Here is a 25,060-nt window from a genome sequence, read left to right on the forward strand (position 1 = left end):
CGGAAAATACGGCCCCCTATATCGCAAGGACGCAGCGTGCGAGCAAATTAAGACCTAGGTTAGCGCGCCGGGCCTGCCGAGCGCCTCTTCGTACAGCGCACGGTAGCGCGCGATCATCACCGATTCGTCGAATTCGGCCCGCGCGCGCCGCTGATTCGCCGCCCCGATCGACGCGCGCAGCGCGGGATCCGCGACCAGCGTCTGCAACGCATCGCGCAGCCGTACCTCGCTCGGCGCTTCGGTGATGAACGGCAGGTTTTCGGGCGCGACCATCCGCGCGACGTCGCCGACCGGATAGCTCGCGATCGGCAGGCCGGCGGCCATCGCCTCGACCACCGAAATCGGAAACTGCTCGCTGCGCGACGACAGAGCGAGGATGTCGAAATGCCCGATATAACGATAGGGCCGATCGAGAAATCCCGGCAGGACGAGCGTGTCGGCCATCCCCATCGCCGCCGCCGCCTGGGCGATCCGCGCGCGCTCGGGTCCCTCGCCGACGATCACCAGCCGCACCCGCCCCGACACGCCGCCGACCGCACGCACCAGTGCGGTCAGGTCCTTCACCTCGCGCAGGCCCGCCAGCGCGCCGATGACGACCTCCTTCGCCTTCGGGACGAACCCCGGGATCGCCTTGGGTTCGGGCTTTTGCGCGTAATAGGCGGTGCCGATGCCGTTCACGATCCGGTGCACCCGCTCGCGCGGCTGTTTCCAGGTCTTCAGTGCGATCGCCTCGAGCACCTCGGACGGTACCGCCAGCGCATGCGCCGCGCCCAGCGCCAGCCGACGATAGATGTTGCGCTCGATCTTCAGCCCGCCCGCCTCGTCGGCGTTGAACCCGTCCTCGTGGTGGACCAGCGGCGGTGCGCCCTTGCCGAACGCGCGGCGCGCCATCGCCCCGTCGATCGCCCCCCAGTTATAGCTCAGCACCAGGTCGAACCGCCGCATATATTGCGCGATCGCCTCGTAGCGCGCGACCGACGGCTTGCCCGTCAGCGGCGGCGGGTTCTGCGCGATCTCGTAGCGGATCCCCTTGGCGATCGACCCCTGCGCGCCCAGCGCATCGGCCACGCCCGACACGATGGTGTGCTTGGCGCGATCGCCGAACGCATTCATCAACCGCACCGCCCGAGCCTCCTTCCCGCCGAGGTCGAACGAGGAGTGGAGATGCAGGATGTTGACGGGTGCGGCCATGCCCGACGCGATGCCGATTTCTCGCCGGGGTTTCAAGGGAGCAGGCGCGCTGGATCGCTGTCAGCTTCCGCCCACTTGCGGACACTAGAAGCATAATTTCATGCCGTGCTATGATGCCGGCAACGGAGGGGGGCGGACGGTGAAAACACTGGATGACTTGATCGAATGGGCGAACGAGCAGCGCAAAGAATCTCTGCGACAGGTCGATCTCTTCAGTAACGGCGGGGTGAAGGCACAGCTTGTCATGCCGGATGGCACTACGCAGGATATTACTGCCGGGGTGCTTTCGCATCAGAAAGCGAACGTAGATGCTTTCACCAGTCTCGTGTCAGCCTTGGAGAGGTAAGGTCCGCTCCCCACCAAAATACGCCACGCACCGCATCAGGCAGGCGGGTCGAACGCAGTCTTCGCGATGTGCGTGATCCGGCACGCCAGATCCGCCTCGCCGCTCGCGACCACGTAGAAGTCGCCCGCGTCCGCGATGCCCGTCGTGAAGACGACATTGTCGACGTACATCTGGTCCTTCAGCGGCTCGGTCAGCGCGGGGTTCGCCTCGAGCAGCGGCGCGTGCTGGGTTGCGATCGTGATCGACGGGTCGTCCTTGTCGAGGATCGACCAATAGGTGCGGTAGATGCCGACCACGCCCGACGGCTCGACGCCGTGCCACAGGCTCAGCCAGCCGCGGTCGGTCAGGATCGGTGGCGTCCCCCCGCCCATCCGCGCGGTCGAGACCGTGGCGGCGTGCGGGCGGATGCCGGGCTTGTCATGCGGCTTCCAGTGGAGCGCGTCGGGTGAGCGCGACAGGTTGATCGACGGCCCGGCGCGCCATTCGCTGCCCGGCGGATAGGCGAAATACAGGTCGCCAAGCGGCCGGGTCTGCGCCCAATATTGCCCGCCGATCAGCCCTTCGAAGATCAGCATGTCCTTGTTCTGGTGATCGAGCACGATCCCCTCAAGCTGCCAGTCGAGCGCATCGGCTGACGAATAGAGAGTCGTCGAATGCCGTTCCGGGCTGACCGAACAGGTCGTCATCAGATAGCGGTCGCCGACCTTCGAGATGCGCGCATCCTCGACGCCATAGCATTGGTAGGGTGTGCGCGGCGCGATCGCCTTGTCGTAATGGACCGCGACGACCGAACGGCCCTCCGCGTCGAGCTCGACCGGCAGCAGCCAGGACAGCGAGGTGAGCGCCATCACCTTCCAACCGCCGCCGGGGATCAGGAATTTGCGCGGATCCTTGGTGTCGACCATCTGCAACGGCCACGCATCGCGAAGATAGGCGCCGTCCTGCCAGCGGATCGCATGGACGTTGCCGCCCTTGACCGGCTCGCGCAACGCCTCCGCCACGCGCACCATCAGCAGCAGATTGCCGTTCGCCAGCCGCGTCATCCCCGGATTGAAGGCGCCGAGCACATAGGTCTCGGCCCCGACCTTGCCCGCCAGCGGCGAGCGCGACAGGTCGATGTCGGCGGGAGTGAAGACGAGCTGATCGAACATGCTATTCTCCTAAAATTCTGGTTGTCTGGCCGCCCCGCCCCCACGCCCGCCCCCTCCCCCGTTCGCCCTGAGCGAAGTCGAAGGGCATGCCCCGAGCGCAGGTGCTTCGACTTCGCTCAGCATGAACGGGAGGGGGTAAACAAAGGCGCTATTCCCCCTCCAGCGCGCGGGGCACGATCACGAGCTGCTGGATCACACTGCGCGTCGGCTGCGTGAGCAGGAACTCGACCCCCGCGGCGATGTCCTCGCCGCGCAGCATTTGCTCCGCCGCGATCATCTGCCGCTGCTTCTCGTCGGGCACGTCGGGATATTGCATGTTCGAGCCGACCTTGCCCGGCTCGATCAGCGACACCCGGATCCCCTTGGGCCCCAGCTCGCGACGCAGCGCCTCGGCGAAACCGGCGATACCCGACTTGATGCCCGCATAGACGGTCGAGCTCGGCCCGAGGATATGCGCGCTGAGCGAACCGATGAGGATCAGGTCGCCGATCGGCGTCATCCGGTGCGCGGCGTGATGCGCGCTGAGCAGATAGGCGGTGAAATTGACCGCGATCGCGTAGCGCAGCGCGTCTTCGTCCATCTGCGTCAGCCCGCCCGCGGCGATCGAGGCGTTGATGACGGTGATGTCGAACCCGCCCAGATACGCCTCGCCGGCATCGAAAAAGGCGCGGACCTTGTCGGGATCGGCAAGCTCGGTGACCATCCCGTCGCCTTCGCCGACCGCGCGGATGCAGGCGAGCGCGTCCTCGAGATGACCCGCATCGTGACCGCAGATATAGACTTTGGCGCCCCCCGCCGCGAGCAGCACCGCGATCGCCCGCCCGATCCCTGTCGTCCCTCCCGTGATGATCGCGCGGCGACCCTCAAGGGAGCGATGATTCACATGAAGGTCGGCGGGTGCGGTCATAAGCTGTTCCGGTCATCGAGCAGGCGGGACAAGGCGTCGCTGCGACGCCCCGTCCCCGTCCCCTAGGCGCGGACAGCATCCCCCTCAAGCACCTGCACCAGCAGGTCGTCGATCGGCGCCTGGACGATCGGCTCGCTCAGCGTCGGGGCATGACCGACCCCGGGCACGGTGACGAGCGTCGCGCGGTCGAGCGAGGCGACCATCCGATCCGCGATCGCGGCCGACAACAGGTCGGATCGACCACCCCGTACGATCAGCGTCGGGATCTCGCGCAGGCCTGCCAGCGCCTGCCACATGTCCGGCCCGGCCTCGCTGCCCGGCACGCGGAACGGTTCGGCGATCTTCAGGTCGTAATCGAGCACGATCCGGCCTGAGCTATTCAGCCGGTAGATGCGCTTGGCCATCGCCAGCCAATCCTCGATCGTCCAGTCCGGATAGACGTCGGCATTGCTCTCCGACACGCAGCGCGCGGCGTGCATCCAGGTCGGAAAGACGCTCGCCTTGCCGACATAGCCGCGGATCCGCGACAGGCCCTGCGCGTCGATCTCGGGGCCGACATCGTTGAGCAAAGCGGCTGCGATTCGCCCGCGCGCCGGCCCCGCCATCAGCATCGTGACGATCCCGCCGAGCGACGTCCCGAACGCGACGAAACGGTCGATGCCATGCTCGGCCAGCAACGCCTCGACATCCTGCACATAGGTCAGCGGGACATAGGACATCGGATCCTTGGCATAGGCGCTCTCGCCGCGCCCGCGGAAATCGATCCCGATCAGCCGCCAGCGCCCCGCGAGCCGCGCCGCGAGCGCATCGAAATCGCGCGCGTTACGCGTCAGCCCGGGCAGGCACAGGATCGGCGGACGGCCATCGCCGCCGCCAGGATAGTCGCGTGCGTGCAGCCGCAGCCCGTCCCTGGACCACCAATAGAGGTTTTCGTAAGCGGCCATGGTTGCGTCCTTCGGGTAGCGGCCACCATATCGCCGCATGCCCATCGACCCGCAAGCCTTCCCCGCCTATCGCCCCGAAACCACGTTGCTCGACCTGGGCGACCCGTTCTTCGATCCGGTCGCGGCGGCCGATTTCCCCCACACCCAGCTCCGCTTCCGCAACGATCGCGCCGCCGCACAGGTCGGTCTGGCGACGCTCGACGACGACGAATGGACCCGGCATTTCGGCCGGTTCGCGCCGTTGCCGGGCACGCTGCCCGGCCCGCTCGCGTTGCGCTATCACGGTCATCAGTTCCGCAACTACAATCCCGATCTGGGTGATGGTCGCGGTTTCACCTTTGCCCAGATGCGCGACCATCGCGGCCGCCTGATGGATCTCGGCACCAAGGGGTCGGGGCAGACGCCGTGGAGCCGCGCGGGCGATGGCCGGCTCACGCTGAAAGGTGGCGTTCGCGAGATCCTCGCGACCGAGATGCTCGAGGCGCTGAACGTCCCGACCTCGCGCACGCTCTCGCTCATCGAGACGGGCGAAGACCTGCAGCGCGGCGACGAGCCGAGCCCGACCCGCTCTGCGGTCATGGTCCGGCTCAGCCACAGCCATGTCCGGATCGGCACCTTCCAGCGCTTCGCCTATCATCGCGACGACGACGCCCTGCGCCGGCTTGTCGCATATACGCTGCGCAACCTGTTCGAGGAACATGGCGACGATCCGGTCCGCCTCCTCGCGCTCGTCGTCGCGCGGACCGCCCGACTCGCGGCGCGCTACATGGCGGCGGGCTTCGTCCACGGCGTGCTCAATTCGGACAACATCAACGTCACCGGCGAAAGCTTCGACTATGGCCCGTGGCGGTTCGCGCCGACCTGGGACCCGGGCTTCACCGCCGCCTATTTCGATCATCAGGGGCTGTACGCCTTTGGTCGCCAGCCCGAGGCGATCCACTGGGACGTGATGCAGCTCGCGGTATCGCTGCGCACGATCGCCGAGAGCGATCCACTGATCGCCGCGCTCGACGGTTTCGGCCCCGCCTATCAGACCGAAGTGGGCGCGGCGATCCTGTGGCGGCTGGGCGTCCGCCCGCGCGATCCCAACAGCGACCGTGCGCTCGTCCAGGCAACCGAGCGCGCGCTGCGGACCAGCGGGGCGGGTATCGACCGGTTCTTCTTCGACGCGTTCGGCGGCGAGCTTCCCGCGGGCTACGGTCCCGAATGGGACGAGGTCCGCGCCGCGCTCGGCGGCTATGCCGCGCGCAAGGATCGCACCCATCCCTATTGGTCGGGCACGCCGTGCAGCCTGCTGATCGACGAGGTGGAATCGATCTGGGCGCCGATCGCCGACGCCGACGACTGGAGCCGTCTTACCGCGAAGGTCGCCGCGATCCGGGCGATGGGCGAGGCGCTCGCCTGATCGCGGGTGCCGCGGCCGACGGTGCGGCGGGTGGTGGAAACTCTTCTAAAATTGGGGCAAGAGCCCGATATGGCCGATGAGATCCTCTCCTACGAACCCGCAACCGGTACGCTGTTGTGGCGTCACCCGATCGGGGATGTCGATACCGAAGTGGCGACCGCGCGGTCGGGCTGGGCCGGCTGGGCCTCCAAGCCGCTCGCGTTCCGGATCGAGACGATGCGCCGGTTCGCCAATGTCGTCCGCCAGCGCAACGACGCGTTCACCGACCTGATCGCGCGCGAGACGGGCAAGCCGATCTGGGAAGCGCGCGGCGAGGTCGAGACGGTGATCGCCAAGGTCGACATCTCGGTCAGCGCCTATGCCGAACGCACTGCGCAGCGCCGGATGGAGGCGCCGATGAACAGCCGCGTCGCGCTGCGCCACAAGCCGCACGGCGTGCTCGCGGTGCTCGGCCCCTACAACTTCCCGGCGCACCTGCCGAATGGCCACATCGTCCCCGCGCTGATCGCCGGCAACGCGGTCGTCTTCAAGCCGTCCGAAAAGACCCCAGCATCGGGCGCGTTCCTCGTCGAGTGCTACCGCGCCGCCGGGGTGCCCGAGGATTGCATCCGGCTGCTCGTCGGCGGCCCCGCGGAGGGCAAGGCGCTGGCCGCGCATCCCGATATCGACGGCCTGCTCTTCACCGGTTCGGCCCAGACCGGCCTCGCGCTCAACCGCGCCTTTGCCGAGAAGCCCGAGAAAATTCTGGCGCTCGAAATGGGCGGCAACAACCCGATCATGGTCTGGGACACGCCGGACCTGCACACCGCGGCGGTGCTCGTCGTCCAGTCCGCCTTCACCACCGCCGGCCAGCGCTGTACCGCTGCGCGCCGGCTGATCGTCCAGGAACGGCTCGCCCAGCCGCTTCTCGATACGATCGAGCGGATGATCGCGCGGATCATCGTCGACGAGCCGCATGCGAACCCGGCGCCGTTCATGGGCCCGGTGATCGACAATCAGGCGGCGGACCAGCTCACCGAGAGCTTTCTCGAGCTGCTGATGCGCGGCGGCCGGCCGATCCGGCATCTCGAACGCCCGGTCGATACGCTGCCCTTCCTGCGCCCGGCGATGATCGACGTCACCGACATGGCGGAGCGCCCCGATCTCGAACTATTCGGCCCGATCCTGCAGGTCTTCCGCACCGATGATTTCGACGCCGCGATCGCCGAGGCGAACAACACCCGCTACGGCCTGTCCGCCGCGCTGATCAGCCAGACGCCCGCGCTCTACGACCGGTTCTGGGCCAATATCCGCGCCGGGATCGTCAACTGGAACAAGCCCACCAACGGCGCCTCGTCGGGCGCGCCGTTCGGCGGCGTCGGCTGGTCGGGCAATCACCGCCCCAGCGCCTATTACGCCGCCGATTACTGCGCCTATCCGGTCGTCAGCAGCGAATCCGAAAGCGCGCGGGCGAGCATCGGCATCGGCCTGCGCGACGGCTGAGGCGGGTAGCGGGCCTAAAGCCGCACTGAAATCCTCCCCCGCCAGGGGGAGGATCATGGGCGTTACTTCACCCCGCCCAACCAGTCGTCGATCTTTTTCTCCAGCACCGGCATCGGCAGTGCGCCCGTATCGAGCACCTGGGCGTGGAAGGCGCGCGGATCGAACGCGGCACCCTGCGCCGCCTGCGCCTTGGCCTTCATCCTGAGAATCGTCAGCTGGCCGATCTTGTACGCCAGCGCCTGCCCGGGAATCGAGATGTAGCGCTCGACCTCGGCGGTCGCGTCGGTCCGCCCCATCGGCGAATTGGCAAGCATATAGGCGATCGCCTGGTCGCGGCTCCACCCCTTGGCGTGGATCCCGGTATCGACGACCAGCCGCATCGCGCGCAGCATCTCGTCGTTCAGGCCACCCATCCGCTGATAGGGATCGCTTTCGACGCCCAGTTCCTTCCACAAGGTCTCGGCATAGAGCGCCCAGCCCTCGACATAGGCGGTGTTGCCGCCGAACCGGATGAAGGCGGGCAGCGCGACATTCTCCTGCGCCAGGCTGATCTGGTAATGATGGCCCGGCACCGCCTCGTGCAGGTAGAGCGTCTCCATCCCCCACAGATACCGCGTCGGCAGGTCATAGGTGTTGTAGTAGAAGATCCCCGGCCGCGTGCCGTCGGGGGTTCCCTGCTGATACGACCCCGCCGCATCGGTCTTCGCGCGGAAATCGGGCACTGCACGGATCTCGAGCGGGCTTTTGGGCACCAGCGAGAATTGCGTCGCGATCCGGGCGTTGACCCGCTTGCCGATCGCCTCATAGCCCTCGCGCACCGCCGCCGCCGACTTGGGCTGGAAGCGGGGATCGGTGCGCAGATAATCGAAGAACGCGGCCAGCGTGCCCTTGAACCCGACTGCAGCCTTCTGCGCCTCCATCGCCTGCGTGATCCGCGCGACCTCGGACAGGCCGAGCTGATGCACCGCCTCGGGCTCGAGCGGCAGCGTCGTGCTGTCCTCGATCCGCTGGGCATAAAGCGCGGCGCCGCCCGGCAGCGCCGACAGCCCGACCGTGTCGCGCGCCTTGGCGAGATATTCGTTGGCGAGGAAATCGCGCATCCGGACGTGCGCAGGATTGATCACCTCACGCACCTGCCTGGCATAGGCCGCGGTCAGGCGCGTGCGGTCGGCCGCCGGGATCGACGCGGGGAACATCGTCACCGGCGCGTAGAAGGTCGATTTCTCGACACCCTCGGCGATCAGATTGTCGAACTGGCCGATCATGTTTCGCACGACCAGCTTGGGCTGGGTCACGCCCTTCGCTATCCCCTCGCGGAACCGTGCGATCGCCCGGTCATAGACGGCGGCATAGCCCGCATTGCGCCGCAGGTTGTTCTCGTAATCCGCGACCGTCTTGAACGGCGCGCCGCCCTTGCCCGACGCAAAATCGGGATAAAAGGTCTGGAACCCGCCGAAATGGCTGAGCGGCAGCAACCGGTCGATCGCGACCAGGTTCGGCGCGAACCCGCGCAGTGCGACCTCGCGGCCGTTGCGGAACACGTCATAGGCGATCTGGTCGACCCGCGTCAGCTTCGCCCGGTCGATCGCGGCGATCGCAGCCAGATCCTGCTCGACATTGCGCTTGTCCTGCGCGGTGCGCGCATCGGTCAGATATTCGCCGAAACGATCGGCATAGCGCATGTCGCCGCGGAAGATCGCCTGCAGCGGATCGTTCTTCAGATCGCGCTCGTCGCTGGCATAGAAAAGCTGCTTGAGCTTCGCATCCTCGGGGCCGTCGCCGGCGATCGGTGCGGGCGGCGGCAGCGCCTGGCTCGCCACCGGCACCGCGCCGATGAAGGTGGTCGCCAGCAACATGGCGGCAAGGCAGGTCAGGCGCATTATCGAAGTTCCCCATCGCGTCCGGGTTACCCGGTTCGTCGCGCCTTCCTATCGCGCGGATTCCGCCGCCACCAGCCCGTGACCGGGGCCTGCGAACGTTTCGGCGATGGCACCCGCGCCGCGTGGGAAAGCAGGACTAGCCCCGGGGCAAATAATGCTGGGCTCGCCAATCGCCCGTCCAGAGCCCATCTTCCTGACATGGTAAGCTTGCTAGACCCCGGTGCCCGCGGGCGCGTCATCCTCGTCGGGGCGGGGCCCGGCGATCCCGGACTGCTGACCGTGCGTGCGGTCGCCGCGCTCGAGATCGCCGACGTCGTCGTCCATGACGGGCTGATCGATCCGCGCGTGCTCGACATCGCGCCGCCTGCCGCCCAGCGCATCTCGGTCGCCAAGCAGCGCGCGCGCCACACGCTGCCGCAAGAGGCGATCAACGCGCTGATCATCGCGCATGTGAAGACCGGCGCGATCGTCGTCCGGCTGAAGGGCGGCGATCCGTTCGTGTTCGGTCGCGGCGGCGAGGAGGTCGAGGCCGTGCATGCCGCGGGCCTGCCGGTCGAGGTGATCCCCGGGGTCTCCGCCGCGCTGGGTTGCGCGGCCGAGGCGATGCTCCCGCTCACTCACCGCGATCATTCGAGCGCGGTCAGCTTCGTCGCGGGCCAGTGCAAGGGTCTGACCGAACAGGACTGGTCGGGGCTCGCCGGCCAGGGCCGTACGCTCGTCATCTACATGGGGATCGCCACCGCGACCGATATCGCCGACAAGCTGATGGCCGATGGCGTGGCGCCCGACATGCCGGTTGCGGTGCTCGAGCGCGGCACGCTATCGGGCAGCCGTGCGATGCGGACCCTGCTCGCCGATCTCGGCCCGATGGTGCAGCGCGAGGCGGTCAAGAGCCCCGCGATAATCGTCGTCGGCGAGGTCGTCGAGCTCTCCGACGCGCAGGACAAGCTCGCCCGCTGGGCACGAATTGCAGAGGCCGCCGCATGAAGCTCCTGACTGGAAACGACCTTCCCACCGGCGACGTGATCTGGTGGACCGGCGACGGCTGGTCGCGCCATATCGAGGATGCGGCCGATGTCGGCGTCGCGGGTGAATCGATCCTCCGGGCAGAGGAAGGCGCACGCCGCGTCAACGTCCCTTATCTGATCGAGGCGACCGCGACCGCAGACGGCCCCCGCCCTGCGCACATCAAGGATCGCATTCGCGCCTTGGGTCCGACTATGCGGCCCGACCTTACGCTCAAGCCGGCCGATCCGGCTGCGGGGAGTTGGGTTATATGATTCACGCGATGGCGCGAAGGCGCGACGAGAGCAGTGAGAAGATGGTTCGCGCGGAGGCGCGGAGGCGCGGAGGTGTCTCCCCTGCCGCGCAGCGGCCCTCACACTCGCTGACTGAGGCAGATTTGCTGCCCGCTGGCGCGGGAGTTCCTTCCTCGTCTTTCTCCTCCGCGCCTCCGCGCCTCCGCGTGAACCCAATCTTCTTCGCGCCATCGCGCCCCTTCGGCTTCGCTCAGGACAGGCTCCGCGTGAACCAAATTCTACCGGGAACCCCCCATGTATAAGTACGACGAATACGACCAGGCCATCGTCGACCAGCGCGTCGACGAGTTCCGCGATCAGGTCCGCCGCCGCCTGTCGGGCGAGTTGACTGAGGACCAGTTCAAGCCGCTGCGCCTGATGAACGGCCTGTATCTCCAGCTGCATGCCTACATGCTGCGGGTCGCTGTGCCCTATGGCACGCTCGACGGCCGGCAGATGCGGATGCTCGGCCACATCGCGCGCAAATATGATCGCGGCTACGGCCATTTCACGACGCGGCAGAACATCCAGTTCAACTGGATCCAGCTCGACCAGACCCCGGACATCCTCCAGGAGCTGTCGACGGTCGAGATGCATGCCATCCAGACGTCGGGCAACTGCATCCGCAACATCAGCTCCGACCAGTTCGCCGGCGCCGCCGCGGACGAGGTCGCTGATCCGCGCCCCTGGGCCGAGCTGATCCGTCAGTGGTCGACGTTCCACCCCGAATTCACCTACCTCCCGCGCAAGTTCAAGATCTGCGTGATCGCGGCGGACGAGGATCGCGCGGCGATGCGGCTGCACGACATCGGCATCGGTCTGCACGTCCGCGACGGTGAACTCGGCGCGAAGATCTATGTCGGTGGCGGCATGGGCCGCACGCCGATGATCAGCCACGAGATCCGCGATTTCGTCCCCGCCGACGACCTGATGAGCTATCTCGAGGCGTGCCTGCGCGTCTATAATCGCTACGGCCGCCGCGACAATATCTACAAGGCGCGGATCAAGATCCTGCTGCACGAGATCGGCCCCGACGAATATCGTCGCCAGGTCGAGGAGGAATTCGCTGCGGTGAAGGGCCTTGGCTTCGATCCGCCGCGCGCCGAACTCGAGCGGATCACGAGCCATTTCGGCGCGCCCGCATTCGAGGAAAACGCGTCCACCGAGATCGACCGCAGCGATCCCGACTTCGCGGTCTGGCTCGACCAGAACGTGAAGGCGCACAAGCAGCCCGGCTATGCGATCGTCAACATCAGCCTGAAGCCCGTCGGCGGCATTCCCGGCGATGCGTCGGCGGACCAGATCGACGTGATGGCCGATCTCGGCACGCGCTACAGCTTCGACGAGCTGCGCGTCACGCATGCGCAGAACATCGTCCTGCCGCACGTCCGCATGGCCGATCTGCACGCGGTGTGGTCGACGCTCAGCGAGGCGGGGCTGGCCGAGGCCAATCTCGACCTGATCAGCGACATCATCGCCTGTCCCGGTCTCGATTATTGCAGCCTCGCCAATGCGCGCTCGATCCCGCTCGCACAGAAGATCGCGACGCGCTTCGGCGATCTTGGCCGGCAGCGCGAGCTGGGTGAGCTCAAGCTCAAGATCAGCGGCTGCATCAACGCCTGCGGGCATCACCATGCCGGGCACATCGGCATCCTCGGCGTCGACAAGAAGGGCACCGAGAATTACCAGCTCTCGCTCGGCGGATCGGGCGCTGAGGATGTGAGCCTCGCCAAGATCACCGGCCCGGGCTTCTCGGAAGACGGCGTGGTCGACGCGATCGAACGCGTCACCGATCGCTATCTTCAGGTCCGCGACCCCGGCGAGCGTTTCCTCGACACCTATCGCCGCGTCGGCTTCGAGACGTTCAAGGAGGCGATCTATGGTTGAGTATCCGGACCAGACGCTGCTCCGCTTCCGCGACGACGAGCCACATGACGAGCCTGCGGTGACACTCGATTCGTTCATCGGCCAGAGCAACGCAGCGGCCGTCCGCCTCGAGGCGGGCGACGATGCGCGCGTGCTGCTGCCGCAGATCGACCAGCTCGCGCTGATCGAGGTGAGCTTTCCCGGCTATCGCGACGGCCGCGGCTATTCCGCGGCCCGGATCCTGCGCGAGGCGGGCTATACCGGCGAGCTGCGTGCGGCGGGCGACGTGCTCGTCGACCAGATTCCGCTGATGCGCCGCTGCGGCTTCGACAGCTTCGCGCCCGAGGCCCCGATCGATATCGACGTGCTGCGCGCCAGCCTCGCGCGCTACGACACGCCCTATCAGAAGGCGGCCGACGGCGCCGTGCCGGTCTGGAAGCTGCGCCATGGGTGAAGCGCTTCGCCGGATCGACACGATCGACGTGACCCCTGCTTTCACCAGGGCGGACGCACAGGCGATGCAGGACCGGTTCGCCGGCGTTCCGGCGGCGCAGATGCTGCGCGAGCTGCTGACCGGCGAGCTCGCCGGGCGGATCGCGTCGGTTTCGTCCTTCGGTGCCGAATCGGCGGTGCTGCTGCACATGGTCGCGCAGGTCGATGTCGATGTGCCGGTGATCTTCACCAACACGCAGAAGATGTTCGGCGAGACGCTCGCCTATCGTGATGCGCTGGCCGAACGGCTGGGCCTCACCGACCTGCGCGTGTTCAGACCCGATCCGCGGCTGCTGGCGATCAAGGATCGGGCGGGCGAGCGCTGGTCTTATGACCCCGATGGCTGCTGCGACCTGCGCAAGGTCGAGCCGCTGCGCCGCGCGCTCGCGCCGTTCGACGCGTGGATCTCGGGGCGCAAGGGCTTCCAGTCGGGCACGCGCACCGCGCTGCCGCGGTTCGAGGAGGATGAGGGCCGGTTGAAGATCAACCCGCTCGCCGACTGGGACAAGGCGCGGCTCGACGCCTATTTCGCCGAGCATGATCTGCCGCGGCATCCGCTCGAGGCGCAGGGCTATCTCTCGATCGGCTGCGCGCCCTGCACGACCAAGGTCGCCCCCGGCGAGGATCCGCGCGCGGGGCGTTGGCGCAGCTTCGACAAGGTCGAATGCGGGATCCACGCCCCCGGGGGTTACGACCCGATCATCTGATCCGTGTCCCTCTCCCCGTGAGGGAGAGGAACGCCAGAGTTTCAATACTCCGCCAGATCCGAGAACTTCGTGATCGTCGGATCGAACTTCATCCGCACCTTGCCGGTCGCGCCGTGGCGCTGCTTGGCGATGATCAGCTCGGCCAGGCCATAGACGCGCTCCATCTCGGCCGCCCACGATGCGTGATCCTCGAAGATCTTCGCGCTGTCGCCTTCGGCCGGGCGCTTGGGCTCCTTCGACGCGACGTAATAATCCTCGCGGTACACGAACCAGACCATGTCGGCGTCCTGCTCGATCGACCCCGATTCGCGAAGATCGGACAGCATCGGCGTCTTGTCCTCGCGGCTTTCGACCGCGCGGCTCAGCTGCGACAGTGCCAGCACCGGCACGTTCAGATCCTTTGCCAGCGTTTTCAGCCCGCGCGAAATCTCGGAGATTTCCTGAACGCGGTTGCCGTCCTTGCTCTTGCCCGACCCCGACAGCAGCTGGAGATAGTCGACCACCACGAGCCCGATCTCGTTATTGTGGCGACGCTGCAGCCGGCGGACACGCGTGTGCAGCGCGCCGATCGACAGGCCGCCCGTGTCGTCGATGAACAGCGGCAGGTTCTCGAGCTCGGCCGCCGCGGCCGCGAGCTGCGCGAACTCGGTGCGGCTGATCTTGCCCATGCGGAGCGATTCGGAACTGATCTGCGACTGCTCGGCAAGAATACGCGTCGCCAGCTGATCCGCGGACATTTCGAGGCTGAAGAACGCAACCTTCGCGCCGACCGAATCCTTCGGCGCGATCCCGTCGGCCATGTCGCGCATCCAGCGCCGCGCGGCGTTGAACGCGATGTTGGTGGCGAGCGACGTCTTGCCCATGCCCGGACGCCCGGCCAGGATCATCAGATCGCTGTGATGCATGCCGCCGATCTTGGCGTTGATCGAGTCGATACCCGTCGTCACGCCCGACAGATTGCCGCCCGAGTTGAGCGCCCGCTCGGCCATCTTGACCGCCGCGGTGGTCGCCTGCGCGAACGTCTTCACCGAGTTCTCCGCCCCGCCATCGGCGGCGACCTTGAACAATTCCTCCTCGGCGAGTTCGATCTGCGCGCGCGGATTGACCTCCTCCGAGGTGTCCATCGCGCGGTCGACCAGCGTGCGGCCGACCGAGACGAGCGCACGCAGCATCGCCAGGTCATAGATCTGCTGCGCGAACTGGCGCGCACCGATCAGCCCTGCGCCACTGCCCGTGAGGCCGGCCAGATAGGCGGGGCCGCCCAGCTCGCGCATGCCCTCGTCCGCGTCGAACATCGGCCGCAGCGTGACCGGCGTCACAAGCATGTCGTTGCCGCGCAGCGTCTTGATCGCGGCGAAGATGCGCCCGTGCACGGGTTCGAAGAAATGCGTCGGTTCGAGCTTGTCGACCAGATCGTCGGCGAGCCGGTTGTCGATCATCATCGCGCCGAGCATCGCGGCTTCGGCCTCGACGTTGCGGGGAAGCTGCTGTGGTTCGGCCACGGCGGGGACGGGGAATGCGAGGGTTGCCATACTGCGTTCTACGCACTGCGCGCGATCGCTCCAAGCCAACTGCGCCAGAATGATGGGGATAAGTCGACCAGCCAGCCGCGATCGGCGGCCGCCGGTGCAGGCGACAAGTGACACGCGTTACGACCATCGCTATCGCACATGGCATGGCCGACCCGCGGATCATCGACATACAGCTCGACGAGCGCACGATCGCGTGGCGGTCCGCGGATATCGAGCAGGAACGCCGGATCGCGATCTTCGACCTGATCGAGGGCAATTATTTCGCGCCGCAGCGCCAGCATGCCGATGGCTATGCCGGCCCGTACCGCATCAGGCTCGAGACGGAGGAAGGCCGGCTCGGTATTCACATCCATCGTGAGGACGACACGCATCTTGAGACACTGGTGCTCGCGCTCGGCCGTTTCCGCCGACCGATCAAGGACTATTTCGCGATCTGCGACAGCTATTACCAGGCGATTCGCCAGTCCTCGCCCGCGCAGATCGAAACCGTCGACATGGCCCGGCGCGGCGTCCACAATGAGGCCGCCGAGCTGCTCAAGGACCGGCTGTCGGGCAAGATCGAGGTCGATTTCGACACTGCCCGCCGGTTGTTCACGCTCATCTGCGTCCTTCATCTGCGTGGCTGAGCAGCGTTGATGGCCACGACATTGCTGAAGCTTGCGACCGTGCTGTTCGGCACGGGCGGCATCGCGATTGGCGGCTGGGCCTATGCGACGCAGTGGCATCCCGCGACCGAGACCTATCCGCTGCAAGGCGTCGACCTGGGTGAAAATCCTGGGCCGGTCGAATGGGGAACGGTGCGCGCGCGCGGGGTCGACTTCGCCTATATCGTCGCGACCTCGGGCAAGGATCGCCGCGATCCGGCGTTCGAGGCGAACTGGGCGGCGCTTCCCGAAGCCGGGCTGCGGCGCGGCGCGGTGCATATCTATTCGCTGTGCCAGCCTGCGGTCGAACAGGCGAACGCGTTCAATACCTTCGTACCCGCCGCCGCCGACGCGCTGCCCGTCGCCGTCGATGTGCAGTTCCGTGATGATTGCGTCGCCCGCCCTGAAAAGGCCGCGCTGGTCGCCGATCTGACGCGCTTCGTGACGATGGTGGAGACGCATACCGGCAAGCCCGTCCTGCTGCGGATCGGCAAGTCGGTCGAGGGCAGCTATGCGTTGTCGGCGGCACTGCCGCGGCCGGTCTGGGCGATGGCCAATCTGCTCAAGCCCGATTATGCGGCACGGCCATGGCGCATGTGGCGCGCGAGCAATTTTCGGCGTGTCGAGGGAATCGAGGGACCGGTGAACTGGGACGTGGTGGCAGGATGAACGATGGTTTCGATACCGATCAGGCAACTCGCCTGATCGCCGCCGCGCGCGACGCCGCGCGTCACGCGCATGCGCCCTATTCACGATTCGCGGTCGGCGCCGCGGTGCTGCTCGACGACGGCAGCGTGATCACCGGCGCCAATTTCGAGAATGCCAGTTATGGCCTGTCGCTCTGTGCCGAAACCGTCGCACTGGCGACCGCCAGCGCGCAGGGCCGCCTGCGTGACGTCGTTGCGATCGGCGTGATCGGCGGCGCTATGGACGCAGAAGGTCGCGCGACCGGCAACGCTCCCGTGAGCCCGTGCGGCCGCTGTCGCCAGGTGATCAACGAGGCGGCGCAGATGGGCGGGCGCGATCTCCCCGTGCATTGCGGCGCGGCGCAGGGCGACGCTGTCCGCAGCTACCGCCTGTCGGGGCTTCTCCCCGACGCGTTCGGCCCGGCGGACCTCGGGATCAGCTGATCCCCGGTCAGTAGTTGAACTGCAACTGCGTGCGGATCAGATCGCCCTCCGCCCGGCCCTCGCGGCGTTCGTCGGCCTCGCGCCGTGTCATCCGCGCATAGGCGACCGTCAGCTCGATCGGCGGGGTCGGCTGGAATTCGATCCCCAGCTCGAACTCGTCGGTCTCGAGCCGCGGCGCGTTGGGCAGCGCCTTCCACCCGCCGCGATAATATTGCCGGCGCGCATAGGGCATGAACGGGCCGAGCGGCGACGACCGCACGCGAGCCATCGCCTGGACATAGCCGCCGTTAAGCCGCTTGGTCGTAATCGACTGCGACACGTCGTCATATTCGGGGCCGCGCCCCCAGTTCCACTCCGCCTGAAACCCGAAGGGCTGCGGATAGAGGATCGCGTGGACCCCGAACCGCTCATCGGCAAAGCTCGTGTCGCTGACCCCGCCGCTGCGCAGTTCGGGCTGGACGCGATTACGGATGGCCGCCGCGCCGACCTCCAACACCTGTCCGCTGAACGCCCCGCCAAGCCCGTCGAGCGCGAACGGCCACGTCGCCATCGCCACGGTCATCATGCCGTCATTGGTCTCGGCACGGCTGATCCCCTGGCCGTTATAGACGCCAAGAGCGAACGCACCGTAATTGCCGAACAGTTTCTGGCCGTCCTCCTCGAGGCGATCCCAGATCCGTTGCACGCCGGTGGGCGTGTAATAGGCGACGATGCCCAGATCGCGCTCACCGGGGACCGCGCTGTTGATCCCGTCGCTGCGATCGATCGTGATGCGATTCGACGAGGACTGCATATTCTCCCAGCCGAATGGCACCTTCGACTGCCCGAACCGCAGCCGGAAGCGGCGATCCGCGTCGAGGAACGTGTCGACATAGGCGTCGCGCAGCTGGGCAAAGCCCTCGCGTCGCTCGCCGCCCGACTGGTTGCTGACGTTCACCGCGAAGTCGGGCTGGAGATAGAAGGACACCCGGTCGGTCAGATCGCCCTGCAGGACCAGCCGGACGCGGCGGAGCGAAAAGCCGGTATTGTCGCCGATGCTGCCGTCATGCACCGACCGCAACCGCGACTTGCCCTCCGGCGCGGTGCGATCGCCCGACACGATCTCGTTGAACCGCATCTGCGTATAGCCGCGGATCGCGATGCGATCATACCAGGCGCGCTTCGGCTCGGGCGTTGCCGCGGCCAATTGCGTCGAGGGGGCGACCGCGGTTGCCGGCTTGGGCGCCGGGGCGGGCGCAGGCGTTGTCGCAACCGCGACCGGCGCGGTAACGGGCGCGGGGACTGGCGCAGTGACCGGCGCCGCCTGGGCAATCGGCCCATTCTGCGCGGCCTTGAGCTCGGCGATCGTCGCCTTCAGTTCGTCGATCTGGCGTTGCAGGTCCTGCACCGACTGCGCCTGCGCCCCGCCGCCCGACAGCGCGATCGATCCGGCCAGCGCGATCCGCACATAGCGGCTGGCGCGGCGCGCGCGGATCGCGGCGCGATCCCGCTCGCCATCATGGTCCGGAAGCTGTGGCTCGACGGACGTACCGCGCGGAAAAGGCTGCCGAATCTGGTTCATGCCGCGCCCCATGACCGCCCGACACGCCGGCTGCAACGGCAAAATCGCTCTCCGCGTGCGCGCGCTCTTGCCGCCATCGGCCATCCGCGCGAAAGCAGCGGCGAAAAGGGGAATGTCTCATGTCCGTCATGTCCGACCGCTGGATTCGCGAACGCGCGCTGGGCGATGCGATGATCGAGCCATTTCACGAGGCGCAGCGCCGCGATGGCTGTATCAGCTACGGGCTGTCCTCCTATGGCTATGACGCGCGCGTCGCCGACGAGTTCAAGATCTTCACCAATGTCGACAGTGCGATCGTCGATCCGAAGAATTTCGACGCGAACAGCTTCGTCGACCGCAAGACGGATGTCTGCATCATCCCGCCGAACAGCTTTGCGCTGGCGCGGACGGTCGAATATTTTCGCATTCCGCGTGACACGCTGGTGATCTGTCTGGGCAAATCGACCTATGCGCGCTGCGGGATCATCGTCAACGTGACCCCGCTCGAACCCGAATGGGAGGGCCATGTGACGCTCGAATTCTCGAACACCACGCCGCTGCCCGCGAAGATATACGCGAACGAGGGCGCCTGCCAGTTCCTGTTCCTGCGCGGCAATGAGCCGTGCGAGATCAGCTATGCCGACCGCGCGGGCAAATATATGGGCCAGCGCGGGGTCACCCTGCCCCGGCTCTGACCGCCTCAGGCGTCGACCGCACGAGGTCGACGCCGGCTCTGACTCACTACCGGAACCACAGAACCGGCGTCGGACGAGCGCAACGGCCTTCGTTTAGCGCGTGGCGATCTGTACCGGGGCCACGCCGAGCGCGCGTCGTGCCAGATCATGCGACGAGGCCACCGCACCCGAGGGAAGGTCCATCGCGATGTCGCGGCGTTCGAGCACGCGCTTGTACAGCGCCCGTGCGTCCGCCTCGCGCCCCGTCCGCCGGTAAACCGCGGCAAGGTTGAGCATCAGTTCGGGGCGACCCGGATAGACCGCCTGCTCTGCCAGGATATGGCGTTCGGCCGCGGCCAGATCGCCCGACACGATCGCCTGATAGCCATTCTGATCCGCCGCGAGCGCCGGTGCTGCCGCGCCGACAAGGGCAAGAACTACAAAGCCGAATTTGCGCATCATCCCGTCTCCATCGCCCTTCTGAGTCGAAAGGTTTCACTTTTGTGACACGGTTGTGTCACTTCGATGACTGTGGCGCAATATGGGATTTTTACGGATATTGCCCTGGTAAGGCCGTGAGGTGCGCGCGCGGCATGCCGGCGCTCTTTCCGCCCCCGGTGTCATGGACGTCGGACATGCAAAAGGGGCGGCCCTTGCGGACCGCCCCTGGCATCGTATCGATCGTGTCGCGTGACTTAGAAGTCGTTGCGATACTGCTCGTTACCGATGAAGCCGAGCTTCGTGATCGAAGACCGCTTCACGACGGCCAGCGTGCGATCGACGACTTCGTACCGCGCCTGCGGGTCCGGCTGGAAGTGAAGTTCCGGCTCGGGGTTCATGCCCGCGGTCTGGTCCAGATACTGGCGCAGCGTCACCTCGTCGACCGGCGACCCGTTCCAGGCCACCGTGCCCGATGCGTCGATCGAGATCTTGTTCTTCTCGGGGTCGATCGGGTTCTGCGGCGGGTTCTTGCTGTTGACCGGAAGGTCGACCTTGACCGCGTGCGTCTGGATCGGGATCGTGATGATGAACATGATGAGGAGAACGAGCAGGACGTCGATCAACGGCGTCATGTTCATTTCCATCATCGGCCCGTCATCTTCTTTGCCGCCGCCCATTGCCATTCTATACTACTCCTAAATACGTCCGAGCGATCGTCAGCGTTCGGTGGTGCCGCCGGGAGGCGGCTCGGAGATGAAGCCGACGCGGGCGAAGCCGGCGCGCTGCATCGTGTAGATCGTGCCGCCGATGCACTTGTAGGGCGTGTTCACGTCGCCGCGAATATGCGCCTCGGGCAGCTCAAGACCTGCGGCATTCACGCCACCCTGACGGTCGATCTCGGTCTTCAGCTTGGCGACCGCGCGATCGAGCAGCTCGGTCGAGGTGACCGGGGTCATGTTCCAATACACTGCACAGCTACCATCGCCATTTGTCGTCACCGACAGCGAGACATTTTCGGGCTTGGTCGTGGTCGGATCAAATTTGACCTCGGGGAGCTTCAGCTGCACCGCCTGGACCGCGACGGTCGTCGTCACCAGAAAGATGATCAGGAGCACGAGCATGACGTCGACCAGCGGCGTCGTATTGATGTCCGATATCGATTTCTCGGTGGAATCGCCACCAACACTCATCGCCATGTGCGAACTATCCTATTCTTTTATCGCCACCGGCACCGCCGGCGGGAAGGAAGCGGAGCTGCCGCGAACGGCAGCCCCGCCTTTCTCGCGTCTTAGTTAGCGCGCGGCACGCCACCGGTCTGACCGGCAGTCGTGGTCGCCGTAGCAGGCTTGGCCACAACCGGCTTGACGCCCGAAGCGGTGATCGGACGCACGGCACCGTTCGATGCCAGGAAGCCGAGCACGTCGTTCGAGAAGGCCGACAGGTCCTCTGCGATCGACTTGTTGCGACGCTGCAGCCAGTTGTACGACAGCACGGCAGGAACCGCGACGACGAGACCCAGTGCGGTCATGATCAGTGCTTCACCGACCGGCCCTGCGACCTTGTCGATCGATGCCTGACCCGATGCACCGATCTTCACGAGTGCGCGGTAGATGCCGATAACCGTACCGAACAGACCGATGAACGGCGAAACCGAACCGACCGTTGCGAGGAAGGCGAGACCGCCACCCAGCTTCGAGTTGATCGCAGCTTCCGAACGCGCGAGCGAACCGTGCAGCCAGTCATGCGCCTCGACCGGATCGGTCAGCTTCGAATGCTGCTCCTGAGCGGCCAGGCCGTCGTCGACGATCTGCTTGTAGGCCGAGTTCTTCTCGAGCTTGGCCGAACCTTCGCGAAGGCTGTTCGACGACCAGAAGGCCTGACGGACGCGCTTGCCCTGACCGATGATCTTCTGCTGCTCGAACAGCTTGGAGAACAGGATGTAGAACGAAACCACCGACATCAGCACCAGAATGCCGAACACGGTCTGGGAGATGAGACCGCCTTCGCGAAGTGCCGCTTCGAGGCCGTACGGGTTGGCTTCGGCTGCTGCGGGCGCCGCCGCGGCAAGGATAGTGGTGAACATGGTCGGATGATCCTCTTAAGATTCGTTGGTCTAAGTGCGCCGAGACGCAGATTAATTTTCCGGCAACGTCCACCGGATACGCTGCGTCGCACTCGAACGCATCGGGTTCCCGGCCTGATCGAGCGCCGGCGAGTAGCGACCACGTCGCGTCATCGCAGCACAGGCTGCCCGATCGAGAGCAGGCGAACCGCTCGACGACGTCACGGTGCAGTTCTCGACACGACCCTGGGCATTAATGTCCCAGCGCATCGCGACCGCACCCTGTTCGCCGGCACGGATCGCGCTCGGCGGATAGTCGTCCTGGCTCACCCACGTAGCCGGATTACCCTTGGCGCCCGCGGCCTTGCTGACCGTCGGTGCTGCTGGCGGGGCCGGCGGCGCTGGCGGCGCGGGAGGCGCCGGCGGTGCCGTTGGCTGGCTCAGCGGGATGATGTTCGACGTCGTGATCGCCGGAGCGGGCGACGGCGTAACAACGACCGGCGGCGGCACGACGACCGTGGTCGGCGGCGGCGGCAGGTTGGGCTGGTCAGGCGGCGGCGGCGGGGGCTCGTCGGGCGGAGGCGGCGGTGGCGGCGGCTCCACGTCGAACGTGTTTAACTTTTCGGTGGCCTTTTTCACGTATTGAAACGCGAGGCCGGTGACGAAAGCATAGCCCAAGGCAGCATGAATCAGCGCGACGATGACGATCGCGACGATTTTGCCTGAGGACATCTTCTGGTCAACATAGGCCATTCAGCAACGACACTCCCTTATTCTGTCTGCCTTCACGCAGTCGCGCATGGGGGCAGGCGCAACGCAAACGTGTGCCGTGAAGCAAAAATTCCACGCGGCAGTGCGCAATGTCTATCGCCACGCCATGCGACACGCAAACGCTTTGTCGGACGCAACAAACGTACAAGCGTATGATGGCAATTTTATTTCTGTAACGTTCATGCGCCATCGCGTAGCTCATGGCGATGATATCCCCACGTTCCATCCCACCGCTCATGACCCTGTTCGCCGTCATCGCCGCGGCCCCGATCGTTGCGCAGACGGCCCCCCCGCCGCAATCCGTGCCGACCGCGCCGCAGCAAAACAGCGCCGGCGACTCGACGACGCTGACCCCCGAACAGCTTGATCGGCAATGGGAAGGCGCGCGCGATGCAGCGCCCGCTGGAGCGGCTGGCGCGGGTCCGGCGCAGCCCGCGGCGGCCGACCAAGGCGCGGGCTATGCGGACCTCGCGGATCTCGTTCTCGCCGCGCCGGTGATCGCCGACGCGACGATTCGCTCGACCGCGCGCATCAAGGGCGCAGAGGCGGCGGATGTCGCACCCGGGCTCGTCCGGTTCTATGTCGAGGCCGACGTAACCGCGCTGATTCGCGGCAGTGGTGGTGTGGCCCGAAGACTCGGCTATCTGCTTGATGTTGCACCGGATTCCAACGGTCGCCTGCCAAAGCTGAAAAAGGCGCGGGTGCTGCTGTTTGCACGTACCGCCGGAACATCGACCGCCCAGATCCAGCTCGTCGCGCGCGACGCGCAACGCGACTGGACGCCGGCCCTCGATGCGCAGGTCCGCCGCATCGCCCGCGAGGTGCTCGCCGCCGACGCGCCGCCCGTCATCACCGGAATCGGCAACGCCTTTCACGTGCCGGGCGCCCTGCCCGGCGAAGGCGAAACGCAGATCTTCCTGACCACTTCGGATCAGCGTCCCGTCTCGCTGTCGATCCTGCGGCGGCCCGGCGAGCAACCCCGCTGGGCGGTCGCGCTGAGCGAGATCGTCGACGAGGCCGCAGCCCCTCCGCCGCGTGGTTCGCTGTTGTGGTACCGGCTGGCCTGCGCGCTTCCGGCCGCCATGCCGGATCGCAGCGTCGCGTCGATGGCAGCCACCGACGCGGTGATCGCGCGTGAGGATTATCAATTCGTTCTGCGTGCGCTCGGCCCCTGCGGACGTAGCCCGCGGCGCTGACCGGACCGCCGATCAAGGGTCCGCTCAGCGGATCTCAAGGATCTGCCCGGTCGTCGACAGGGCGGTCTCTAGGTAGCTGATCGCCGCCTCGACATCGGCAGCCCGCGCCCCATTATGGGACAGGACGGCGTTGATTCGTGTCACCGGCGCCGCCTCGATCGCGAGCGGCGCGATCGCGGCGCGGGCCTGGGCGGCAAAAAGCGAATCGCCGCTTTCGCGAATCACGACGACCAGGCTGTCGTCGGTGCCCAGTCGCGGGCGCGCATCGCGCACGCACGCCGCGATATCGTCACGCTCGCTCAGGTTCAGCCGCACGATCTCACCGACGATGTCGCACGAGCGTTACGCCGATCGCCTCGCCCGCTTCGGCGATCGCCAGCTTGACGATCTTCACCGCGACCCGCTGAACACGCGCGTCCTGCAGGAACAGCGTTTCGCAGATATGGTCGGCAACGGCCTCGATCAGCGTGAAATGCACGCCCGTCGGCAAGGCCGTGGTCGCGGCATGTTTCAGATCGAGATAGTTTTTCGACGCCGACAAGGGCGTGTCGGGATCGAACCGGCTCGGGCAGGTGAGATCGACGGTGAGCGAAATCCGCAGCGGCTGGGGCAGATGCGTCTCCTCCGAATAGATTCCGGTGAGCACCTGCACTTCCATGTCGTGCACTTCGAGCTGAAGACTGTCTTGCATCGCCGCGCTCTAGCAGAGCCGCGACCGTAGGGAAGGCCCGGGGCGGACGCGCCGCTGCGCCGGTTCCGCTTGCGTTCGGCGACGTGCTGCGTAAAGCGCGCGGCCCCGGACGTTCCTGCGCCGGCGCTGGAGAAGCCGGTGTTCGAACTCGTCCCCTTGAACGCCGTCCCGGATGCCGAAGTCGAGGCGCTGCTCGACCGCGCGTTCGGGCAGGATCGTCATGGCCGGACCGCCTATATGATCCGCGGCGATGGAATCGCGATCCCGACGCTCAGCTTCGCCGCCGTGTCGGGCGACGTGCTGCTGGGCTCGATCCAGTGCTGGCCGATCGCACTCATGACCGCGCAGGCGGCGCTGCCGCTGGTGATGGTCGGCCCGGTCGCGGTCGCGCCGGGGCATCAGGGCGACGGCATCGGCCGTGCGCTGGTAGCGCGCGCGCTCGAGGTCGCCGCGGCGAGCGATCTGGGCGACGCGCTGATGCTGATCGGCGATCCGGACTATTATGGCCGGTTCTTCGGCTTTTCCGCCGAGCGCACGGGCGCGTGGCAGGCACCGGGTCCGGTCGAACGTCACCGGCTTCTTGCACTGGGCGGGGCCGTACCCGACGACGCTGGTATGCTTGGCCCGCGCCCAGGCACAGCCGGCTGACGACGCCGCAGCGCGGCCTGGCGCTTCGCCTGCCGCGAGACTTTACGAGAGGCCATGCGCAC

The 25,060-nt window shown here is 66.6% G+C and carries 28 protein-coding genes; 14 read left to right on the forward strand and 14 right to left on the reverse strand.

The window, feature by feature from the left end; all coding sequences use genetic code 11:
* Positions 1 to 54: 54 nt before the first annotated feature.
* Entirely contained in the window at positions 55 to 1,191 is a 1,137-nt protein-coding gene (locus tag C8J24_RS00550) for a glycosyltransferase family 4 protein (RefSeq protein ID WP_107929605.1), read from the reverse strand.
* A gap of 139 nt (positions 1,192 to 1,330) precedes the next feature.
* Between C8J24_RS00550 and C8J24_RS00555 the strand changes: the two genes are divergently transcribed.
* Entirely contained in the window at positions 1,331 to 1,537 is a 207-nt protein-coding gene (locus C8J24_RS00555; RefSeq protein ID WP_146163607.1) for a hypothetical protein, read from the forward strand.
* Positions 1,538 to 1,572: 35 nt separating this feature from the next.
* Here the strand turns inward: C8J24_RS00555 and C8J24_RS00560 are convergent, their stop codons facing one another.
* The 3 genes from C8J24_RS00560 to C8J24_RS00570 form a co-directional block, all read right to left on the reverse strand.
* Complete coding sequence (locus tag C8J24_RS00560) at positions 1,573 to 2,688, reverse strand: glycoside hydrolase family 130 protein (RefSeq protein WP_107929610.1); 1,116 nt, start codon at positions 2,686 to 2,688, stop codon at positions 1,573 to 1,575.
* Between the two features lie 148 nt (positions 2,689 to 2,836).
* Positions 2,837 to 3,595 carry an SDR family oxidoreductase gene (locus C8J24_RS00565; protein WP_107929613.1) on the reverse strand — a complete coding sequence of 253 codons (759 nt, stop codon included), beginning with the start codon at positions 3,593 to 3,595 and terminating at the stop codon, positions 2,837 to 2,839.
* A gap of 62 nt (positions 3,596 to 3,657) precedes the next feature.
* A complete protein-coding gene (locus C8J24_RS00570) occupies positions 3,658 to 4,539 on the reverse strand; it encodes an alpha/beta fold hydrolase (RefSeq protein ID WP_107931358.1) in 882 nt (293 codons plus the stop codon).
* A gap of 37 nt (positions 4,540 to 4,576) precedes the next feature.
* Here C8J24_RS00570 and C8J24_RS00575 point away from each other — a divergent pair, with 37 nt between their 5' ends.
* On the forward strand, positions 4,577 to 5,944 hold the full coding sequence (locus C8J24_RS00575) for a protein adenylyltransferase SelO (protein WP_107929615.1): 1,368 nt from the start codon (positions 4,577 to 4,579) through the stop codon (positions 5,942 to 5,944).
* 69 nt (positions 5,945 to 6,013) lie between these two features.
* Complete coding sequence (astD, locus tag C8J24_RS00580) at positions 6,014 to 7,426, forward strand: succinylglutamate-semialdehyde dehydrogenase (protein WP_031441361.1); 1,413 nt, start codon at positions 6,014 to 6,016, stop codon at positions 7,424 to 7,426.
* A gap of 62 nt (positions 7,427 to 7,488) precedes the next feature.
* Here the strand turns inward: astD and C8J24_RS00585 are convergent, their stop codons facing one another.
* Complete coding sequence (locus C8J24_RS00585; protein WP_107929617.1) at positions 7,489 to 9,306, reverse strand: DUF885 domain-containing protein; 1,818 nt, start codon at positions 9,304 to 9,306, stop codon at positions 7,489 to 7,491.
* A 198-nt stretch (positions 9,307 to 9,504) separates the two neighbouring features.
* Between C8J24_RS00585 and cobA the strand changes: the two genes are divergently transcribed.
* The 5 genes from cobA (at position 9,505) to C8J24_RS00610 (ending at position 13,669) form a co-directional block, all read left to right on the forward strand.
* Complete coding sequence (gene cobA / locus C8J24_RS00590; protein ID WP_107929619.1) at positions 9,505 to 10,293, forward strand: uroporphyrinogen-III C-methyltransferase; 789 nt, start codon at positions 9,505 to 9,507, stop codon at positions 10,291 to 10,293.
* On the forward strand, positions 10,290 to 10,586 hold the full coding sequence (locus tag C8J24_RS00595; protein WP_107929622.1) for a DUF2849 domain-containing protein: 297 nt from the start codon (positions 10,290 to 10,292) through the stop codon (positions 10,584 to 10,586). Before cobA ends, C8J24_RS00595 begins: the two co-directional genes overlap by 4 nt.
* Positions 10,587 to 10,859: 273 nt before the next feature.
* Positions 10,860 to 12,491, forward strand: coding sequence for a nitrite/sulfite reductase (locus C8J24_RS00600; protein ID WP_107929624.1), 1,632 nt, complete (start codon positions 10,860 to 10,862; stop codon positions 12,489 to 12,491).
* A complete protein-coding gene (locus C8J24_RS00605; protein ID WP_107929626.1) occupies positions 12,484 to 12,924 on the forward strand; it encodes a DUF934 domain-containing protein in 441 nt (146 codons plus the stop codon). The genes C8J24_RS00600 and C8J24_RS00605 overlap by 8 nt, the downstream gene beginning before the upstream one ends.
* On the forward strand, positions 12,917 to 13,669 hold the full coding sequence (locus C8J24_RS00610) for a phosphoadenylyl-sulfate reductase (protein ID WP_107929628.1): 753 nt from the start codon (positions 12,917 to 12,919) through the stop codon (positions 13,667 to 13,669). Before C8J24_RS00605 ends, C8J24_RS00610 begins: the two co-directional genes overlap by 8 nt.
* A 41-nt stretch (positions 13,670 to 13,710) precedes the next feature.
* Here the strand turns inward: C8J24_RS00610 and C8J24_RS00615 are convergent, their stop codons facing one another.
* On the reverse strand, positions 13,711 to 15,201 hold the full coding sequence (locus C8J24_RS00615; RefSeq protein WP_031395824.1) for a replicative DNA helicase: 1,491 nt from the start codon (positions 15,199 to 15,201) through the stop codon (positions 13,711 to 13,713).
* A 143-nt stretch (positions 15,202 to 15,344) separates the two neighbouring features.
* Between C8J24_RS00615 and C8J24_RS00620 the strand changes: the two genes are divergently transcribed.
* Genes C8J24_RS00620 through C8J24_RS00630 form a run of 3 tightly spaced genes read left to right on the forward strand, consistent with a single transcriptional unit; the run spans position 15,345 to position 16,975 of the window.
* A complete protein-coding gene (locus C8J24_RS00620; protein WP_031395823.1) occupies positions 15,345 to 15,827 on the forward strand; it encodes a UPF0262 family protein in 483 nt (160 codons plus the stop codon).
* A 9-nt stretch (positions 15,828 to 15,836) separates the two neighbouring features.
* A complete protein-coding gene (locus C8J24_RS00625) occupies positions 15,837 to 16,514 on the forward strand; it encodes a GH25 family lysozyme (RefSeq protein ID WP_107929630.1) in 678 nt (225 codons plus the stop codon).
* The gene (locus C8J24_RS00630; protein WP_107929632.1) at positions 16,511 to 16,975 is read left to right on the forward strand and encodes a cytidine deaminase; all 465 of its coding nucleotides are present in this window, start codon (positions 16,511 to 16,513) and stop codon (positions 16,973 to 16,975) included. Before C8J24_RS00625 ends, C8J24_RS00630 begins: the two co-directional genes overlap by 4 nt.
* Positions 16,976 to 16,982: 7 nt before the next feature.
* Here C8J24_RS00630 and C8J24_RS00635 read toward each other — a convergent pair whose 3' ends face one another.
* The gene (locus tag C8J24_RS00635; RefSeq protein ID WP_107931360.1) at positions 16,983 to 18,536 is read right to left on the reverse strand and encodes a porin; all 1,554 of its coding nucleotides are present in this window, start codon (positions 18,534 to 18,536) and stop codon (positions 16,983 to 16,985) included.
* Positions 18,537 to 18,655: 119 nt separating this feature from the next.
* Here C8J24_RS00635 and dcd point away from each other — a divergent pair, with 119 nt between their 5' ends.
* Positions 18,656 to 19,210, forward strand: coding sequence for a dCTP deaminase (gene dcd, locus C8J24_RS00640; protein ID WP_031395819.1), 555 nt, complete (start codon positions 18,656 to 18,658; stop codon positions 19,208 to 19,210).
* A gap of 93 nt (positions 19,211 to 19,303) precedes the next feature.
* Here dcd and C8J24_RS00645 read toward each other — a convergent pair whose 3' ends face one another.
* The 5 genes from C8J24_RS00645 to C8J24_RS00665 form a co-directional block, all read right to left on the reverse strand.
* The gene (locus C8J24_RS00645; RefSeq protein ID WP_235516361.1) at positions 19,304 to 19,651 is read right to left on the reverse strand and encodes a tetratricopeptide repeat protein; all 348 of its coding nucleotides are present in this window, start codon (positions 19,649 to 19,651) and stop codon (positions 19,304 to 19,306) included.
* 233 nt (positions 19,652 to 19,884) lie between these two features.
* Positions 19,885 to 20,313: an ExbD/TolR family protein gene (locus C8J24_RS00650; protein WP_031395817.1), complete on the reverse strand. Its 429-nt coding sequence runs from the start codon at positions 20,311 to 20,313 to the stop codon at positions 19,885 to 19,887.
* Positions 20,314 to 20,346: 33 nt separating this feature from the next.
* Positions 20,347 to 20,826, reverse strand: coding sequence for an ExbD/TolR family protein (locus tag C8J24_RS00655; protein WP_031395816.1), 480 nt, complete (start codon positions 20,824 to 20,826; stop codon positions 20,347 to 20,349).
* 92 nt (positions 20,827 to 20,918) lie between these two features.
* Positions 20,919 to 21,713, reverse strand: coding sequence for a MotA/TolQ/ExbB proton channel family protein (locus tag C8J24_RS00660; protein ID WP_031395815.1), 795 nt, complete (start codon positions 21,711 to 21,713; stop codon positions 20,919 to 20,921).
* Between the two features lie 51 nt (positions 21,714 to 21,764).
* Complete coding sequence (locus C8J24_RS00665) at positions 21,765 to 22,445, reverse strand: energy transducer TonB (RefSeq protein WP_056406249.1); 681 nt, start codon at positions 22,443 to 22,445, stop codon at positions 21,765 to 21,767.
* A gap of 254 nt (positions 22,446 to 22,699) precedes the next feature.
* Here C8J24_RS00665 and C8J24_RS00670 point away from each other — a divergent pair, with 254 nt between their 5' ends.
* Positions 22,700 to 23,659 (forward strand): hypothetical protein, encoded by a 960-nt coding sequence (locus C8J24_RS00670; RefSeq protein ID WP_244180314.1) that lies wholly within the window; start codon positions 22,700 to 22,702, stop codon positions 23,657 to 23,659.
* Between the two features lie 24 nt (positions 23,660 to 23,683).
* Here C8J24_RS00670 and C8J24_RS00675 read toward each other — a convergent pair whose 3' ends face one another.
* Together C8J24_RS00675 and C8J24_RS00680 are read right to left on the reverse strand one after the other, a co-directional pair.
* A complete protein-coding gene (locus C8J24_RS00675; protein ID WP_107929634.1) occupies positions 23,684 to 23,974 on the reverse strand; it encodes a Rossmann fold domain-containing protein in 291 nt (96 codons plus the stop codon).
* Positions 23,975 to 23,978: 4 nt separating this feature from the next.
* On the reverse strand, positions 23,979 to 24,350 hold the full coding sequence (locus C8J24_RS00680) for a dihydroneopterin aldolase (protein WP_031395199.1): 372 nt from the start codon (positions 24,348 to 24,350) through the stop codon (positions 23,979 to 23,981).
* 138 nt (positions 24,351 to 24,488) lie between these two features.
* On the opposite strand from C8J24_RS00680, the gene C8J24_RS00685 reads away from it, so the two are divergent.
* Positions 24,489 to 24,998, forward strand: coding sequence for a GNAT family N-acetyltransferase (locus tag C8J24_RS00685; protein WP_107929636.1), 510 nt, complete (start codon positions 24,489 to 24,491; stop codon positions 24,996 to 24,998).
* The last annotated feature ends 62 nt before the right edge of the window (positions 24,999 to 25,060 follow it).

Source organism: Sphingomonas aerolata, assembly GCF_003046295.1.
GTDB lineage: Bacteria > Pseudomonadota > Alphaproteobacteria > Sphingomonadales > Sphingomonadaceae > Sphingomonas > Sphingomonas aerolata.